This window comes from Pantoea phyllosphaerae, assembly GCF_051025595.1.
Lineage (GTDB): Bacteria > Pseudomonadota > Gammaproteobacteria > Enterobacterales > Enterobacteriaceae > Pantoea.
Genome location: NZ_JBPFDE010000001.1, coordinates 79,708 through 95,855 on the forward strand (window position 1 = coordinate 79,708; position 16,148 = coordinate 95,855).

The 16,148-nt window shown below is 59.8% G+C and carries 14 protein-coding genes; 11 read left to right on the forward strand and 3 right to left on the reverse strand.

What is annotated here, in order from left to right:
* The first annotated feature begins 102 nt into the window (after nucleotides 1-102).
* From nuoG to ACR6A7_RS00455, 9 genes are all read left to right on the forward strand, one after another.
* Nucleotides 103-2,826: an NADH-quinone oxidoreductase subunit NuoG gene (gene nuoG / locus ACR6A7_RS00415; protein ID WP_434122776.1), complete on the forward strand. Its 2,724-nt coding sequence runs from the start codon at nucleotides 103-105 to the stop codon at nucleotides 2,824-2,826.
* Nucleotides 2,823-3,800, forward strand: a complete 978-nt coding sequence (gene nuoH / locus ACR6A7_RS00420; RefSeq protein WP_434122777.1) for an NADH-quinone oxidoreductase subunit NuoH — start codon at nucleotides 2,823-2,825, stop codon at nucleotides 3,798-3,800. Before nuoG ends, nuoH begins: the two co-directional genes overlap by 4 nt.
* Before the next feature lie 12 nt (nucleotides 3,801-3,812).
* Nucleotides 3,813-4,355: an NADH-quinone oxidoreductase subunit NuoI gene (nuoI, locus tag ACR6A7_RS00425; protein WP_033750468.1), complete on the forward strand. Its 543-nt coding sequence runs from the start codon at nucleotides 3,813-3,815 to the stop codon at nucleotides 4,353-4,355.
* A gap of 10 nt (nucleotides 4,356-4,365) precedes the next feature.
* Entirely contained in the window at nucleotides 4,366-4,905 is a 540-nt protein-coding gene (nuoJ, locus tag ACR6A7_RS00430) for an NADH-quinone oxidoreductase subunit J (protein ID WP_434122778.1), read from the forward strand.
* Entirely contained in the window at nucleotides 4,902-5,204 is a 303-nt protein-coding gene (gene nuoK, locus ACR6A7_RS00435; RefSeq protein WP_003854236.1) for an NADH-quinone oxidoreductase subunit NuoK, read from the forward strand. The genes nuoJ and nuoK overlap by 4 nt, the downstream gene beginning before the upstream one ends.
* Nucleotides 5,201-7,036, forward strand: a complete 1,836-nt coding sequence (gene nuoL, locus ACR6A7_RS00440; protein WP_434122779.1) for an NADH-quinone oxidoreductase subunit L — start codon at nucleotides 5,201-5,203, stop codon at nucleotides 7,034-7,036. The genes nuoK and nuoL overlap by 4 nt, the downstream gene beginning before the upstream one ends.
* Before the next feature lie 212 nt (nucleotides 7,037-7,248).
* Nucleotides 7,249-8,769 (forward strand): NADH-quinone oxidoreductase subunit M, encoded by a 1,521-nt coding sequence (gene nuoM, locus ACR6A7_RS00445; protein ID WP_434122780.1) that lies wholly within the window; start codon nucleotides 7,249-7,251, stop codon nucleotides 8,767-8,769.
* 6 nt (nucleotides 8,770-8,775) lie between these two features.
* On the forward strand, nucleotides 8,776-10,233 hold the full coding sequence (gene nuoN, locus ACR6A7_RS00450) for an NADH-quinone oxidoreductase subunit NuoN (protein WP_434122781.1): 1,458 nt from the start codon (nucleotides 8,776-8,778) through the stop codon (nucleotides 10,231-10,233).
* A gap of 63 nt (nucleotides 10,234-10,296) precedes the next feature.
* A complete protein-coding gene (locus ACR6A7_RS00455; protein WP_434122782.1) occupies nucleotides 10,297-10,746 on the forward strand; it encodes a GNAT family N-acetyltransferase in 450 nt (149 codons plus the stop codon).
* A gap of 211 nt (nucleotides 10,747-10,957) precedes the next feature.
* Here ACR6A7_RS00455 and ACR6A7_RS00460 read toward each other — a convergent pair whose 3' ends face one another.
* Complete coding sequence (locus tag ACR6A7_RS00460; RefSeq protein ID WP_434122784.1) at nucleotides 10,958-12,616, reverse strand: glucan biosynthesis protein D; 1,659 nt, start codon at nucleotides 12,614-12,616, stop codon at nucleotides 10,958-10,960.
* Between the two features lie 272 nt (nucleotides 12,617-12,888).
* Between ACR6A7_RS00460 and elaB the strand changes: the two genes are divergently transcribed.
* Both elaB and ACR6A7_RS00470 read left to right on the forward strand, forming a co-directional pair.
* Nucleotides 12,889-13,200, forward strand: coding sequence for a stress response protein ElaB (gene elaB / locus ACR6A7_RS00465; protein ID WP_033750444.1), 312 nt, complete (start codon nucleotides 12,889-12,891; stop codon nucleotides 13,198-13,200).
* 166 nt (nucleotides 13,201-13,366) lie between these two features.
* Nucleotides 13,367-14,563, forward strand: coding sequence for a nicotinamide mononucleotide deamidase-related protein YfaY (locus tag ACR6A7_RS00470; protein WP_434122785.1), 1,197 nt, complete (start codon nucleotides 13,367-13,369; stop codon nucleotides 14,561-14,563).
* 187 nt (nucleotides 14,564-14,750) lie between these two features.
* On the opposite strand, the gene yfaE is transcribed toward ACR6A7_RS00470, so the two are convergent.
* Both yfaE and nrdB read right to left on the reverse strand, forming a co-directional pair.
* Nucleotides 14,751-15,011, reverse strand: coding sequence for a class I ribonucleotide reductase maintenance protein YfaE (gene yfaE, locus ACR6A7_RS00475; RefSeq protein WP_033791632.1), 261 nt, complete (start codon nucleotides 15,009-15,011; stop codon nucleotides 14,751-14,753).
* Between the two features lie 2 nt (nucleotides 15,012-15,013).
* Entirely contained in the window at nucleotides 15,014-16,144 is a 1,131-nt protein-coding gene (nrdB, locus tag ACR6A7_RS00480; protein WP_434122786.1) for a class Ia ribonucleoside-diphosphate reductase subunit beta, read from the reverse strand.
* Nucleotides 16,145-16,148: the final 4 nt, after the last annotated feature.

The window sequence follows — 16,148 nt, forward strand, 5'->3', positions numbered from 1 at the left end:
TCACCGCAGCACACGGAACCGGCTCTGCGCCGCAGCCCCATAACCGGGGCGAGAATATGATTAACGCTCGTCTCTGACGAGCCTTACGGAAGCATGTTCACTATGGCTACAATTCATGTAGACGGTAAAGAATATGATGTGAACGGGGCGGACAACCTGCTGCAGGCGTGTCTCTCTCTGGGCCTTGATATTCCTTATTTTTGCTGGCATCCGGCGCTGGGAAGCGTTGGGGCTTGCCGCCAGTGCGCGGTGAAGCAATTCCAGAACGCCGAGGATACCCGCGGCCGTCTCGTCATGTCCTGCATGACGCCGGCCTCCGACGGCACCTTTATCTCCATTGACGACGGCGAAGCGAAAGAGTTTCGCGAAAGCGTGGTGGAGTGGCTGATGACCAACCACCCGCACGACTGTCCGGTGTGCGAAGAGGGCGGCAACTGTCACCTGCAGGATATGACGGTGATGACCGGCCATAGCTTCCGCCGCTACCGCTTTACGAAACGCACCCACCAGAATCAGGATCTCGGCCCGTTCATTTCCCATGAGATGAACCGCTGTATCGCCTGCTACCGCTGCGTGCGCTACTACAAAGATTACGCCGACGGCAAAGATCTGGGCGTCTACGGCGCGCATGACAACGTCTACTTCGGCCGTCCGGAAGAGGGCACGCTGGAGAGCGAATTCTCCGGCAACCTGGTGGAGATCTGCCCGACCGGCGTCTTCACCGACAAAACCCATTCCGAACGCTATAACCGTAAATGGGATATGCAGTTCGCGCCGAGTATCTGCCAGCAGTGCAGCGTCGGCTGTAACACCAGCCCGGGCGAGCGCTACGGCGAGCTGCGCCGTATCGAAAACCGCTATAACGGCACGGTTAACCACTACTTCCTTTGCGACCGCGGCCGTTTCGGCTATGGCTACGTCAACCGCGCGGATCGTCCGCGTCACCCCGCGCTGCTGCGCGGCAACGACTGGGTCCAGCTGAATGCGGAACAGGCGGTCAACGCGGCGGCTGACGTCTTGCGTCAGGCGAAACGCGCGATCGGTATCGGCTCTCCGCGCGCCAGCGTTGAGAGCAACTTCGCGCTGCGCGAGCTGGTAGGTGCAGAAAACTTCTCGACCGGCATGCCAGCGGGCGAACAGGCACGCCTGGAGCTGATGCTGAAAGTGCTGCGCGAAAGCGGCATCTATACGCCGTCGCTGCGCGAAATGGAAAGCTACGACGCGGTGCTGGTGTTGGGCGAAGATCTTACCCAGGTCGGCGCGCGCGTGGCGCTCTCGGTACGTCAGGCGGTGAAAGGCAAAGCGCGCGACATGGCCGCGGCGCAGAAAGTCGCCGACTGGCAGATCGCCGCGATTATGAATATCGGTCAGCACGCGAAACATCCGCTGTTTGTTACCCACGTCGACGAAACCCGCCTCGACGACATCGCCGCGTGGAGCTATCGCGCGCCGGTAGAAGATCAGGCGCGTCTCGGCTTCGCCATCGCCAGCGCGCTGGATGAGAGCGCGCCTGCGGTAAGCGACTTCGACAGCAGCCTGAACGGCAAACTGGACGTTGTGGTGCAGGCGCTGGCTGGCGCGAGAAAACCGCTGATTATTTCCGGCACCCATTCGGGCAGCACGGCGATGATCGAAGCGGCGGCGAACGTCGCCAAAGCGCTGAAGGCGCGCGGCGCGGAGGTCGGTATTACGCTGCTGGCTGGCGCAGCGAACAGCATGGGTCTGGGCCTGATGGGCGGCAACACGCTCGACAGCGCGCTGGAGCAGCTGCGCAGCGGCGAAGCGGATACGGTAGTGGTGCTGGAGAACGATCTCTATCGTCACGCGCCGAAGGCGCAGGTGGATGCCGCGCTGGCTAACGCTACCAACGTCATTGTGGTTGACCACCAGCGCACCGCGACGCTGGAGAAAGCGGGCCTGGTGCTCTCTACCGCCAGCTTCGCCGAAAGCGATGGCACCTCGATCAACCATGAAGGCCGCGCGCAGCGCTTCTTCCAGGTTTACGATCCCGCCTACTACGACCACAGCATCGTGATGCTGGAGAGCTGGCGCTGGCTGCACTCGCTGCACACCACGCTGGAAAGCCGTCATATCGACTGGACGCAGCTCGATCACGTTATCGACGCTGTCGTGGCGAAGCTGCCGCAGCTGAAGGGCATTAAAGAGGCCGCGCCAGACGCCAGCTTCCGCATTCGCGGACAGAAACTGGCTCGCTCGCCGATTCGCTCCAGCGGACGTACCGCCGCGCGCGCCAATATCAGCGTGCACGAGCCGCGTCAGCCGCAGGATCGGGACACCATGTTCGCCTTCTCGATGGAAGGTAACAACCAGCCGAGTGCGCCGCGTTCGCAAATTCCGTTTGCCTGGGCACCAGGCTGGAACTCCCCGCAGGCGTGGAACAAATTCCAGGCCGAAGTGGGCGGCAAGCTGCGCAACGGCGATCCCGGCGTGCGTCTGTTTGAGGCGGGCGACGCGTCGCTGCCGTGGTTCACTGAGGTGCCGAATGCCTTCGTTGGCGGCGAACAGTGGCGCGTGGCGCCTTGCTACCAGCTGTTCGGCAGCGAAGAGATGTCTCAGCGTTCGCCGGTCTTCCAGAAACGGATGCCGCAGCCGATGCTGGTAATCAACCCGCAGGACGCGGCGAAGCTGGGCGTGAACGCTGGCGCGGCCGTGGAGTTCACCTGTTCCGGCGAAACCCTGCGTCTGCCGGTGCGCCTCTCCAGCGCGCTGCAGCCAGGGCAGATTGGCCTGCCGCTGGGTATGCCGGGCGTGCCGCCGTTCCTGGCGGGCGCGCACATTGACAAACTGCAGGAGGCGGCGCAATGAGCTGGTTAACACCGGACGTTATCGACATCATTCTGACCGTGGTCAAAGCGATCGTCATTCTGCTGGTCGTGGTGGCGTGCGGCGCCTTTATGAGCTTCGCCGAACGTCGCCTGCTCGGTCTGTGGCAGAACCGCTACGGGCCGAACCGCGTGGGCTGGGGCGGTTCGCTGCAGCTCGCCGCAGATATGATCAAAATGTTCTTTAAAGAGGACTGGGTTCCGCCCTTTACCGACCGCTTTATCTTTACCCTGGCGCCGGTAATCGCGTTTGTTTCCCTGTTGCTTGCGTTCGCCATCGTGCCGGTATCGCCGAGCTGGATGGTGACCGACCTCAACATCGGGCTGCTCTTCTTCCTGATGATGGCGGGGCTCGCGGTGTACGCGGTGCTGTTCGCCGGCTGGTCGAGCAACAACAAATACTCGCTGCTGGGTGCAATGCGCGCTTCTGCGCAGACGCTGAGCTACGAAGTGTTTCTCGGCCTCTCGCTGATGGGCGTGGTGGCGCAGGCGGGCTCATTCAATATGACCGCTATCGTCGAGAGCCAGGCGCATCTGTGGAACATCATCCCGCAGTTCTTCGGTTTCCTGACCTTCTGTATCGCAGGCGTGGCGGTGTGTCACCGTCATCCGTTCGATCAGCCGGAAGCGGAGCAGGAGCTGGCGGACGGCTATCACATCGAATATGCCGGTATGAAATTCGGCCTGTTCTTCGTCGGCGAGTATGTGGCTATCACCACCGTCTCGGCGCTGATTGTGACGCTGTTCTTCGGCGGCTGGTACGGCCCGTTCCTGCCGCCGTTCATCTGGTTCGCCCTGAAAACGGCGTTCTTTATGGTGATGTTTATCCTGATTCGTGCTGCGCTTCCGCGTCCACGCTATGACCAGGTGCTGTCGTTCGGCTGGAAAGTCTGTCTGCCGTTGACGCTGTTGAACCTGCTGGCGACCGCCGCAGTGATTCTGTACAACGCGCAGTAAGGGGTTTTTGAGATGACTTTAAAAGATATTGTCGTTGGCTTCGGCACGACAGTGCGCAGTATCTGGATGATAGGCATGCATGCCTTCGCCAAACGCGAAACGCAGATGTATCCCGAAGAGCCGGTTTATCTGCCGCCGCGCTACCGCGGCCGTATCGTGCTGACGCGCGATCCCGACGGCGAAGAGCGCTGCGTTGCCTGCAACCTCTGCGCGGTGGCCTGTCCGGTCAGCTGCATTTCGCTGCAGAAAGCAGAGACCAAAGATGGCCGCTGGTACCCGGAATTCTTCCGCATCAACTTCTCGCGCTGCATTTTTTGCGGGATGTGCGAAGAGGCGTGCCCGACCACCGCGATTCAGCTGACGCCCGATTTCGAGCTGGGCGAATTCAAACGTCAGGATCTGGTGTATGAAAAAGAGGATCTGCTGATCTCCGGTCCGGGCAAATATCCCGAGTACAACTTCTACCGCATGGCAGGTATGGCGATCGAAGGGAAAGAGAAGGGCGACGCCGAAAACGAAGCCAAACCCATCGACGTCAAAGGCTTGTTACCTTAAGGAGCCCGGCATGGAAATTGCGTTTTATCTTTGCGGACTGGTGGCGGTGCTGACGACGCTGCGCGTCATCACCCATACCAATCCGGTACATGCGCTGCTGTACCTGATCGTGTCGCTGCTCTCCGTTGCGGGCGTCTTCTTTTCGCTCGGTGCTTACTTCGCTGGCGCGCTGGAGATTATCGTTTATGCCGGCGCCATCATGGTGCTGTTCGTCTTCGTGGTAATGATGCTCAACCTGGGCAACGCCACGGTGAAACAGGAGCGCGACTGGCTGCAGCCCTCGCTGTGGATTGGCCCGGGCCTTGTCTCTCTGCTGCTGCTGGTGGTGATGGTGTATGCCATTCTGACCGCCAACGATCAGGGTATTGACGGTACGGTTATCGATGCCAAAGCGGTAGGCATCAGCCTGTTTGGCCCTTACGTTCTGGCAGTAGAACTCGCCTCGATGCTGCTGCTGGCGGGTCTGGTAGTGGCGTTCCATGTTGGACGCGAAGAGCGCCAGGGCGAAGTGCTGAGCAACCGCGACGCCAATAAGGAGGAGCACGCATGATCCCGTTACAACACGGCTTAATACTTGCCGCCGTGCTGTTTGTCCTTGGACTGACATCACTGGTGATACGCCGCAACCTGCTTTTTATGCTGATCGGCCTCGAGATTATGATCAACGCGGCCGCGCTGGCGCTGGTCGTCGCAGGCAGCTACTGGGGACAGGCGGATGGTCAGGTCATGTATATCCTGGCGATCAGCCTTGCGGCGGCGGAAGCCAGCATTGGCCTGGCGCTGCTGCTTCAGCTCTATCGTCGTCGTCAGACGCTGAACATTGATACTGTGAGCGAGATGCGCGGATGAATCTTCTCTACTTAACAATCCTGTTTCCGCTAATCGGCTTCCTGCTGTTGGCGTTTTCGCGTGGTCGCTGGTCGGAGAACCTGTCGGCCGCGATCGGTATGGGCTCGGTGGGCCTGGCGGCGCTGGTGACGCTCTATGTCGGTATCGACTTTTTCGCTAATGGCCAGCAGCCCTTTAACCAGGCGCTCTGGACCTGGATGCAGGTCGGCAATTTCGACATCAAGGTCAATCTGACGCTCGACGGTCTGTCGCTCACCATGCTGTCGGTGGTGACCGGCGTCGGTTTCCTGATCCACATGTTCGCCTCCTGGTATATGCGCGGCGAAGAGGGCTACTCCCGCTTCTTCGCCTACACCAACCTGTTCATCGCGAGCATGGTGGTGCTGGTGCTGGCTGACAACCTGATGCTGATGTATCTCGGCTGGGAAGGGGTGGGGCTCTGCTCCTATCTGCTGATCGGCTTCTACTACAGCAATCCGGAAAACGGCAAAGCGGCGATGAAGGCTTTTATCATCACCCGCGTCGGGGACGTCTTCCTCGCCTTTGCGCTCTTTATCCTCTACAACGAACTGGGCACGCTCAACTTCCGCGAGATGATGGAACTGGCGCCGCAGCACTTTGCGGCGGACAACCATATGCTGCAGTGGGCGACGCTGATGCTGCTGGGCGGCGCGGTGGGTAAATCGGCCCAGCTGCCGCTGCAAACCTGGCTGGCGGATGCCATGGCCGGTCCGACGCCGGTGTCGGCGCTGATCCACGCCGCGACCATGGTGACGGCGGGCGTCTACCTGATCGCCCGCAGCCACGGCCTGTTCCTGCTGACGCCGGACGTGCTGCATCTGGTCGGTATCGTCGGTGCCATTACGCTGGTGCTGGCGGGCTTCGCCGCGCTGGTGCAGACCGACATCAAACGCGTGCTGGCCTACTCGACCATGAGTCAGATCGGCTATATGTTCCTGGCGCTTGGCGTGCAGGCGTGGGACGCGGCGATTTTCCACCTGATGACGCACGCCTTCTTTAAAGCGCTGCTGTTCCTCTCGTCAGGTTCGGTGATCCTCGCCTGCCATCACGAGCAGAACATCTTTAAAATGGGCGGCCTGCGTAAAAGCATTCCGCTGGTGTACGCCTGCTTCCTGGTGGGCGGTGCCGCGCTGGCTGCGCTGCCGCTGATTACGGCAGGCTTCTACAGTAAAGATGAAATCCTGTTCGGCGCGCTGGCGAACGGCCACATCAATCTGATGGCGGCTGGCCTGGTGGGCGCCTTCCTGACCTCTATCTATACCTTCCGCATGATCTTCATCGTGTTCCACGGCGAAGAGAAGATCCACGCGCATGCGGGCAAAGGGATTACTCATCATCTGCCGCTGATCGTGCTGCTGGTGCTGTCGACCTTCGTTGGCGCGCTGATCACGCCGCCGCTGGCGGGCGTGCTGCCGCACAGCGAAGCTGGCGAAGCGGGCAAGGTCGGCCTGGAGATCGCCTCCGGCGTGGTCGCCGTGGTCGGTATCCTGATCGCCGCCGCGCTCTGGCTGGGCAAACGTCAGCTGGTCAGCCGCATCGCCAACAGCGCGCCGGGCCGCTTCTTCGGCACCTGGTGGTTTGCTGCCTGGGGCTTCGACTGGCTCTATGACAAAGTGTTCGTCAAACCCTATCTCGGTATCGCCTGGCTGCTGCAGCGCGACCCGCTGAATGCGGTGATGAACCTGCCTGCGCTGGTATCGCGTATTGCCAACAAAGGTCTGGTAGTCAGCGAAAACGGCTATCTGCGCTGGTATGTCGCCTCGATGAGCGTAGGCGCCGTGGTGGTGCTGGCGCTGATGCTGGTGGTGTAAGGTTGATGAGCGGGGCGGCTCGGCGAGTCGCCCCAGGTCAAGAATGTTAAAAATTGCCTTATATGAGGGCATTATCGGCGCAGTCAGTTTGGGGACCGCCAGCGCGCAGCAACCAGAGCGTACTGAAGTACGTGGGGATTGCGAGCACTGCCGGGAGCCAAAATGACAAGCAGGATAGCCCGAAAACAGGCAGAAAAAAGGGAAAGACTTCAGTGCTACTACCTTGGCTAATAATCATTCCATTCGTCGGCGGCTTGCTCTGCTGGCTGGCTGAGCGCCTCGGCGCGAAAACGCCGCGCTGGATAGCCCTGATCACCATGGGCCTGACGCTGGCAATTTCGCTGCAGCTCTGGCTGCAGGGCGGCTATTCACTGACGCAGGCCGCGGGCATGCCGCAGTGGCAGTCGGAGTTCTCCGCCTCCTGGATCCCGCGCTTTGGCATTAATTTCCATCTGGCGCTGGATGGCCTGTCGCTGCTGATGGTGGTGCTGACCGGCCTGCTCGGCCTGATGGCGGTGCTCTGCTCCTGGAACGAAATCGAGAAGTATCAGGGCTTTTTCCATCTCAACCTGATGTGGATTCTGGGTGGCGTCATCGGCGTCTTCCTGGCGATCGATATGTTCCTGTTCTTCTTCTTCTGGGAGATGATGCTGGTGCCGATGTACTTCCTCATCGCGCTCTGGGGGCACAAGGCATCTGACGGTAAAACGCGTATCACCGCCGCCACCAAGTTTTTCATCTATACCCAGTCTTCTGGTCTGGTGATGCTGATTGCGATTCTGGCGCTGGTGTTTGTGCACTACAACGCCACTGGCGTCTGGACGTTCAACTACGAGCAGCTGCTGAAAACGCCGATGTCGCATACGGTGGAATATCTGCTGATGCTGGGCTTCTTTATCGCCTTCGCGGTAAAAATGCCGGTGGTGCCGCTGCACGGCTGGCTGCCAGACGCCCACAGTCAGGCGCCGACTGCAGGTTCAGTGGACCTCGCAGGCATCCTGCTGAAAACCGCTGCTTACGGTCTGCTGCGCTTTAGCCTGCCGCTGTTCCCTAACGCCTCGGCGGAATTCGCGCCGATCGCCATGTGGCTGGGCATTATCGGTATCTTCTACGGTGCCTGGATGGCCTTCTCGCAGACCGATATCAAACGTTTAATCGCCTACACCTCGATTTCCCATATGGGCTTCGTGCTGATCGCCATCTACACCGGCAGCCAGCTCGCCTTCCAGGGCGCGGTGGTGCAGATGATTGCGCACGGCCTCTCCGCCGCCGCGCTCTTTATTCTGTGCGGTCAGCTCTACGAGCGTCTGCATACGCGCGATATGCGTCAGATGGGCGGTCTCTGGTCGCGCATTAAGTGGATTCCGGGTCTGTCGCTCTTTTTTGCGGTCGCGAACCTGGGGATGCCGGGCACCGGCAACTTCGCTGGCGAATTTATGATTCTGACGGGCAGCTTCCAGGTGGTGCCGGTGATTATCGTTATCGCCACCTTTGGTCTGGTGTTCGCCTCGGTCTACTCGCTGATCATGATGCAGCGCGCCTACTACGGCGAAGCGAAGTCGAAAGAGCCGCTGCCGGGCATGTCGCCGCGTGAATTTACCATGATTATGGTGCTGGTGGTCCTGCTGGTGCTGCTGGGCGTTTACCCGCAGCCGATTCTGGATACGTCCCATGCCGCCATGAGCAATATTCAGCAGTGGTTTACCGCTTCAATTTCAACTACAAGGCCGTAATTCGCCATGACAATAACTTTTCAACAATTGATCGCGTTGCTGCCGCTGTTGATCGTCGGATTGACGGTGGTGGTTGTGATGCTGTCCATTGCCTGGCGACGCAACCACTTTGTTAACGCCACGCTGACGGTCATCGGTCTCAACCTGGCGCTGGTTTCGCTCTGGTTTGTGGGGCAGGCGGGCGCAATGGACGTGACGCCGCTGCTGCGAGTCGATCCTTACGCCGTGTTCTACACCGCGCTGGTAATTCTGGCGAGTCTGGCCACCTGTACCTTTGCCTATCCCTGGCTGGCCGGTTTCCCGGACAATAAGGATGAGTTCTATCTGCTGGTGCTGATTGCGGCGCTGGGCGGCATCGTGCTGGCGAGCGCCAATCACCTGGCGTCGCTGTTTATCGGCGTCGAGCTGCTGTCGCTGCCGCTGTTTGGTATGATCGGCTACGCCTTTCGGCAGAAACGTTCGCTGGAAGCGGCGCTGAAATATACCATTCTGTCAGCGGCCGCCTCCTCTTTCCTGCTGTTCGGCATCGCGCTGATCTATGCCGATTCCGGCAGCCTGAGCTTCGTGAAGCTGGGAGAGAGCCTGAACGACACCATGATTCAGCAGCCGCTGCTGCTGGTGGGTCTCGGCATGATGATTATCGGCCTCGGCTTTAAGCTGTCGCTGGTGCCGTTCCACCTCTGGACCCCGGACGTCTATCAGGGCGCGCCTGCGCCGGTGTCGACCTTCCTTGCTACCGCCAGTAAAATCGCCATTTTCGGCGTGATCATGCGTCTGTTTATGTACGCGCCGCTGACCGACAGCGAGGCCGTGCGCACCGTGCTGGGCCTGATCGCCTTCGTGTCGATTCTGTTCGGCAACCTGATGGCGATTTCGCAGAGCAACATTAAACGTCTGCTGGGTTACTCCTCGATTGCCCATCTCGGCTACCTGCTGGTGGCGCTGATCGCGGTGAAAACTCATCAGCTGTCGCTGGAGACCGCAGGCGTTTATCTGGCGGGCTACCTGTTCAGCAGCCTGGGCGCGTTTGGCGTCGTCAGCCTGATGTCCAGCCCGTACCGCGGCCCGGACGCTGATTCGCTCTACTCTTACCGCGGTCTGTTCTGGCACCGTCCGGTGCTGTCGGCGGTGATGACGGTGATGATGCTGTCGCTGGCCGGCATTCCAATGACGCTCGGCTTTATCGGCAAATTCTACGTGATCGCTTCCGGCGTCAACGCGAAGCTGTGGTGGCTAACGGCGGCGGTGGTGGTCGGCAGCGCCATCGGCCTCTACTACTATCTGCGTGTGACCGTGAGCCTTTATCTCAGCCCGCCGGAGCTGCATACGCGCGATACCCCGGCCAACTGGGCGTTCACCGCCGGCGGCGTAGTGGTGCTGATCTCCGCGATTCTGGTACTGCTGCTCGGCGTCTATCCGCAGCCGCTGATTACGCTGGTACAGATGGCGCAGCCGCTGATGTAAACTGCGTTTACCCTTATGAAATCAGGCCCACGGGCCTGATTTTTTTTGTCTTCAGGAGAGCCTATGGATATCAGCTGGCAGGACAGGCATCACCGCGAACTGAGCGCGCAGCAGCTTTATGCGCTGCTGGCGCTGCGCTGTGAAGTCTTTATCGTGGAGCAGACCTGTCCCTATCTGGACGTCGACGGTCAGGATCTGGTGGCGGATAACCGCCATATTCTGGGGATGCGCGGTGACCAACTGGTGGCCTACGCGCGTATTCTGACGCCTGCGGACGAGGCGGCGCCGGTGGCGATTGGGCGCGTAATCGTCTCCGCCAGCGCGCGCGGTCTCAATCTCGGCAACCGGCTGATGGAGCAGGCGCTGCGCAGCTGTGAACGACACTGGCCAGGGCGCGAGGTTTATCTGTCGGCGCAGGCGCACCTGCAGGATTTCTATGGGCGCCTCGGTTTTAGGGCGGTCGGCGAGATCTATCTGGAAGACGGTATTCCGCATATTGATATGCGCAAATAAATACGGCGTGGGCTTGCTGTTACAGGCGGCTGCTCAGGTAGGGAAGCGGGTGACGTGGACCGAAGAGCAAAGCGTCCTGCGCCAGGGATGGCGCAGGCCGAGCTGGCAGGGATGCCGTTTTTTGCGTCTTTGCGATCGGGCCACGTCACCCGCGTCGGCTCAGTATCAGCCATATAAGAACGGCGAGCTTTTAGCTCGCCGTTCTTCTCTTTTAGCCTACCGTCATCTGGCGGTCATCAACATATTTGCGCTGATCTGGCGGCGGCGGGAAGTACTGGTAAAGCCAGGTCTCGCTCAGGGTTTCATCTTTGGTGCGCAGGAACAGACGCATCTCCACCGGCGTGGTGGCGTCGCTCTCTGGATACCAGTCGAACAGGATGCGATAGCCGTTCATCGGCTCGACGTAGAGGATCTCCACCTGCTTAAAGGTGCCGGATGACAGGGTAATCACCGGCTCAATGCCCTTCGGCGCGGCCGCTTTTAAATCTCCGCCGACGAAATCGATGGCGAAGCGACGGCACCACGTCTCAGGGAAGTGCTCGCCCGGCGCCCAGCCTTCCGGGAAGCCGCCGATGCCGGTGCGGGTGGCGTCGACGCGCGCCAGACCGCTGCGCACCGGCGGCAGGCCGCTCCAGTAAAGCTTGTAGGAGAAGCTGAATTCGCTGCCCGCCTTCACCGGCTCGGCTGGCTGCCAGAAGCAGACGATATTATCCAGCGTTTCGCCGGTGGTGGGGATCTCCATCAGATTGATGGCGCCTTTGCCCCATTTGCCGATCGGCTCCACCCACAGGCTGGGGCGTTTGTCATACCAGCCGATCACATCCTGATAATCTTTGAAATCGTGATTAAGCTGCAGCAGGCCAAAGCCGCGCGGGTTCTCATCCTGATAGGCGTTAAACTGCAGCTTCTGCGGATTATTCAGCGGGCGCGCGATCCATTCGCCGCTGCCGCTCCACATCGCCAGGCGATCGGAGTCGTGGATCTGCGGATGGTAGGTGTTGCACATGCGGCGCTCGTTGGTGCCGCAGCTGAACATACTGGTCATCGGCGCGATGCCGAGCTGGCGGATCGCCTTGCGCGCAAAGAGATGATTCTCCACCTCCATGACCACGCGGGTCGCCTCGCAGTGAATAGTGAACTTATAGGCGCCGGTCAGGCTGGCGCCGTCCAGCAGGGCGTAGACGACAAAGGTGGTATCGTCCGCTTTCGGCGTTTCAAACCAGAATGCGGTGAAGTCTGGAAACTCCTCGCCGCCGTTGCTGAAGGTGTTGACCGCCACGCCGCGTGCGGAGAGGCCGTACTGATAGGTGTCGTCCACGGCGCGGAAGTAGCTGGCACCAAGGAAAGAGACGATATCGCGCCGCGCCAGCTCTGGCTTTTTAAAGGCGCGGAAGCCGGCGAAGCCGAGATCGTTTTTGCCCACCAGCTGCTGCGTATCCACCTTCGCGTTGTTGTAGTTGAACAGTTCAGGGCGGAAGTGGATCTCGCGCGCTTCGCGGCTGTCGGCGTCGACCGAGAACATGCGGATGCGGCGCTTAAAGCCCATGCCGACGTGGAAAAACTGCACGTCAAGCTGACGATCGGGGATGTTGTTCCACAGCGAGTGACCGGCGTCGTACTGAATTTCGTTGTACGCCTGCGGCGTCAGGGTCGCCAGCGTCTCTGGCAGCGCGCCAGGCGCGCCGCCCCAGGGCTGCTTCGCCAGCGCGGCGGCTTTCTTTTTCAGTACATCGAAATCGAAGCGCACGGCGGCACCGTCTGCAATGCCATCTTCTGCCCAGGCGGATTGCGCAAACAGCGTGGACAGGCCGGTCATGCCGCTGACGGCGGAGAAGGCCATTGACGCTTTCATAAACATTCTTCGATTCATGCCAGAAATTATTCCTTAGCGTTCGAGTGTGTTGTGACTGTCCTGCTCTGCGCGCAGGTGATCTAAAAGCGCAGATAACAGCAGGGTACGACAGCCTGTCAGGTGAAAAATTCAGTCCGCCTTAAATTTATCAGATTAATCAAGAAGGCCGAGGAATTTCGTCTGAAATCGGGCTGAGGCAAACTCGGGGGAATCCTGGTGAGACTATCCTGCAAACGGCGATTTTGCCGCTATAGTTAAAAGACTGCTTTGTAAATGACACGGAGGAAATGATGGTAAAAGAGACAGAAGCTTTTGACACCAATCTGGATGATGATTTGGCGCTGTTGACCGAGACACTGGAAGAGGTGTTGAAGTCGTCAGGCGATCCGACCGATCAGAAATACATCGAACTCAAAACCAAAGCGGAGCAGGCGCTGGAAGATGTGAAGTCACGCGTAAGTCAGGCTTCCGACAGCTACTACTATCGCGCGAAAAACGTCGCCTACCGCGCCGACGACTACGTGCATGAGAAGCCCTGGCAGGGTATCGGCATCGGCGCAGCCGCCGGTCTGGTGCTCGGCCTGCTGCTGGCGCGTCGCTAAGGCGTGCTGCTCAAAACGGCGGGGCGACCCGCCGTTTGTTTCTTCCTTCCCCGCCTTTCTTGCCTGTTTGCCCCTTATCGCCCCCTGACGCGAAAGACGCACTATTGTGTTGAGTTTACTCAGCGCGCTTCCTACAGTAGATCGATGGACAAAAGGAGATGACAACGTGATAAGAGTCGAGATGCTGTCTACAGGGGATGAGGTGCTGCACGGCCAAATCGTCGATACCAACGCCGCCTGGCTGGCGGATGTGCTGTTTCAGAACGGGTTGCCGATGAGCAGCCGCAGCACGGTGGGCGATTCGCTGTCGTCGCTGGTGGAAACGCTCCAGGCGCGCAGCGAGGTGGCGGATGTGCTGATCGTCAACGGTGGGCTCGGCCCGACCAGCGACGATCTCAGCGCGCTGGCGGCGGCGAAAGCCTGCGGCGTCGAGCTGGTGCTGCATCAGGCGTGGCTGGATAACATGGAGGCGTGGTTCGCCAGCCGCGGCCGCGTAATGGCGGCGAGCAATCGCAAGCAGGCGGAGATCCCCGCCAATGCTGAAATGCTGGATAATCCGGTCGGCACCGCCTGCGGCTTTGCGCTGCGGCTGAATCGCTGCTGGATTTTCTTTACCCCCGGCGTGCCTTCTGAATTCAAGGTGATGGTGGAGCAGCAGATTCTGCCACGCCTCAAGCAGCAGTTCGACCTGCCTGACCCACCGCTCTGCCTGCGCCTCACCACCTTCGGCCGTGGCGAGAGCGATATTGCCGCCGAACTGGAGCCGCTGGCGCTGCCGGAAGGGGTGGTGATGGGCTATCGCTCTTCAATGCCGATTATCGAAATTAAACTGACCGGACCGGCCGCCCAGCGCGTGGCGATGGAGCAGGTCTGGCAGCAGGTGCGTCTGCTGCTGGCGGAGTGCACCATTTTCGAAGGCACGGAAGGTCTGCCAGCGCTGCTGGCGCGCGAGCTTAAGGATCGCGGCTTCCGTCTGGCGCTTAGCGAGCAGTACACCGCCGGACTGCTGCACTGGCAGCTGGCGGCGGCAGAGGTGCCGCTGAGCGCGGCGGAAATTCTGCCAGCGCATCAGGAGGGGCTGGAGGAGCAGGTGCAGCGTACGCGCGCGCTGGCGGCGCATCAGGGGACGGTGCTGGCGCTGTCGACCGGTGCGCTGGAAGAGGGGGAAGTGTCGCTGGCGCTGCATACGCCGGAAGCGAGCTGGGGACAGCGGGTGAAGTTCACTCACGGTCGGCACAATCTGGAGACGCGGCAGAAGGTGGTGGCGATGATGGCGATGAATATGCTGCGCCGCTGGCTGCACGGCAGCGAGGTCAGCACCGGCCACGGCTGGATTGATGTGCTGGAGTCGGTGAAGCTGTAAAACAGGGTAGCGGAGGCGTCTGTCGCTTCGTAAGCCCACGCGGAAGGCAGGAAGCGATCGCAAAGACGCAAAAAGCGGCATCCATGCCAGCTCGGCCCGCGCCATCCCTGGCGCGGGACGCTTTGCTCTTCGCTTCCTGCCTTCCGCGCTTTGACTATTGCGTGGTCTGTGAGAGCAAAGAAGCGAGCTACAGCTCGATTTCAATCTCGCCTTTCGCCAGACAGCAGCAGGGCAAAATCTCGCCCTGCTCCACAAACGCCAGCGGCGTTTCGGCATAGTGAACTTCGCCCTTCAGCAGGCGCGTGCGGCACGAACCGCAGTAGCCTTCGCGACACTGAAACTCCACGCACAGATTATGCGCTTCCAGCGTCGTCAGCAGGTTAGGGTGATGCTCTGCGCACTCCAGCCGCTGGCCAGAGCTGCGCAGGATAATAACGGCACGGCTCATACTTACAGCTGGAAATCGTTAAAGTCGTCTTCGCCCACTTCCGAGTCGATCTGACCCACCAGGTAGGAGCTCACTTCCACTTCCTGCGGCGCGACCTGCACGTTGTCCGACACCAGCCAGGAGTTAATCCACGGAATCGGGTTGGAGCGCGTCTGGAACGGCAGATCCAGGCCCACCGCCTGCATGCGGATATTGGTGATGTACTCGATGTACTGGCAGAGAATATCTTTGTTCAGGCCGATCATCGAACCGCCGCTAAACAGATATTCCGCCCACTCTTTCTCCTGCTCGGCCGCTTTCTTGAACAGATCAAAACATTCGTCACGGCATTCGGCGGCGATCTCTTTCATTTCGGGATCGTCTTCGCCGGTGCGCATCAGGTTCAGCATATGCTGGGTGCCGGTCAGGTGCAGCGCTTCGTCACGGGCAATCAGACGGATAATCTTGGCGTTGCCTTCCATCAGTTCGCGCTCGGCGAAAGCGAAAGAGCAGGCGAAGCTGACGTAGAAGCGGATCGCCTCCAGCGCGTTCACGCTCATCAGGCAGATATAGAGCTGCTTTTTCAGCGCGCGCAGATTCACGGTCACGCTTTTGCCGTTAACCTGATGCGTGCCTTCGCCCAGCAGATGCCAGTAGTTGGTCATCTCGATCAGATCGTCGTAGTACTTAGAGATATCCTGCGCGCGCGCGAGGATCTGCTCGTTGGTGACGATATCGTCGAATACCAGCGACGGGTCGTTAACGATGTTGCGGATGATATGGGTGTAAGAGCGCGAGTGGATGGTCTCGGAGAAAGCCCAGGTTTCGACCCAGGTTTCCAGCTCGGGAATAGAAATCAGCGGCAGCAGGGCGACGTTCGGGCTACGGCCCTGAATCGAATCGAGCAGGGTCTGGTATTTCAGGTTGCTGATAAAAATATGTTTCTCATGCTCCGGCAGCGCCTGATAGTCGATGCGGTCGCGCGAGACGTCGACCTCTTCCGGACGCCAGAAAAAGGAGAGCTGCTTTTCAATCAGCTTTTCAAAAATGTCATATTTCTGCTGGTCGAAGCGCGCCACGTTGACGGACTGACCAAAGAACATCGGCTCTTTCAGCTGATCGTTTTTATTCTGTGAGAACGTAGTGTAAGCCATACAA

Excerpts from the sequence above, each read along its gene's own strand:
- nrdB (WP_434122786.1), bottom strand. The coding sequence starts at position 16,144 with ATGGCTTACACTACGTTCTCACAGAATAAAAACGATCAGCTGAAAGAG.
- nuoJ (WP_434122778.1), top strand. The coding sequence starts at position 4,366 with ATGGAAATTGCGTTTTATCTTTGCGGACTGGTGGCGGTGCTGACGACG.
- nuoN (WP_434122781.1), top strand. The coding sequence starts at position 8,776 with ATGACAATAACTTTTCAACAATTGATCGCGTTGCTGCCGCTGTTGATC.
- nuoI (WP_033750468.1), top strand. The coding sequence starts at position 3,813 with ATGACTTTAAAAGATATTGTCGTTGGCTTCGGCACGACAGTGCGCAGT.
- nuoG (WP_434122776.1), top strand. The coding sequence starts at position 103 with ATGGCTACAATTCATGTAGACGGTAAAGAATATGATGTGAACGGGGCG.
- nuoL (WP_434122779.1), top strand. The coding sequence starts at position 5,201 with ATGAATCTTCTCTACTTAACAATCCTGTTTCCGCTAATCGGCTTCCTG.
- nuoH (WP_434122777.1), top strand. The coding sequence starts at position 2,823 with ATGAGCTGGTTAACACCGGACGTTATCGACATCATTCTGACCGTGGTC.
- ACR6A7_RS00460 (WP_434122784.1), bottom strand. The coding sequence starts at position 12,616 with ATGAATCGAAGAATGTTTATGAAAGCGTCAATGGCCTTCTCCGCCGTC.
- ACR6A7_RS00455 (WP_434122782.1), top strand. The coding sequence starts at position 10,297 with ATGGATATCAGCTGGCAGGACAGGCATCACCGCGAACTGAGCGCGCAG.
- yfaE (WP_033791632.1), bottom strand. The coding sequence starts at position 15,011 with ATGAGCCGTGCCGTTATTATCCTGCGCAGCTCTGGCCAGCGGCTGGAG.
- elaB (WP_033750444.1), top strand. The coding sequence starts at position 12,889 with ATGGTAAAAGAGACAGAAGCTTTTGACACCAATCTGGATGATGATTTG.
- nuoK (WP_003854236.1), top strand. The coding sequence starts at position 4,902 with ATGATCCCGTTACAACACGGCTTAATACTTGCCGCCGTGCTGTTTGTC.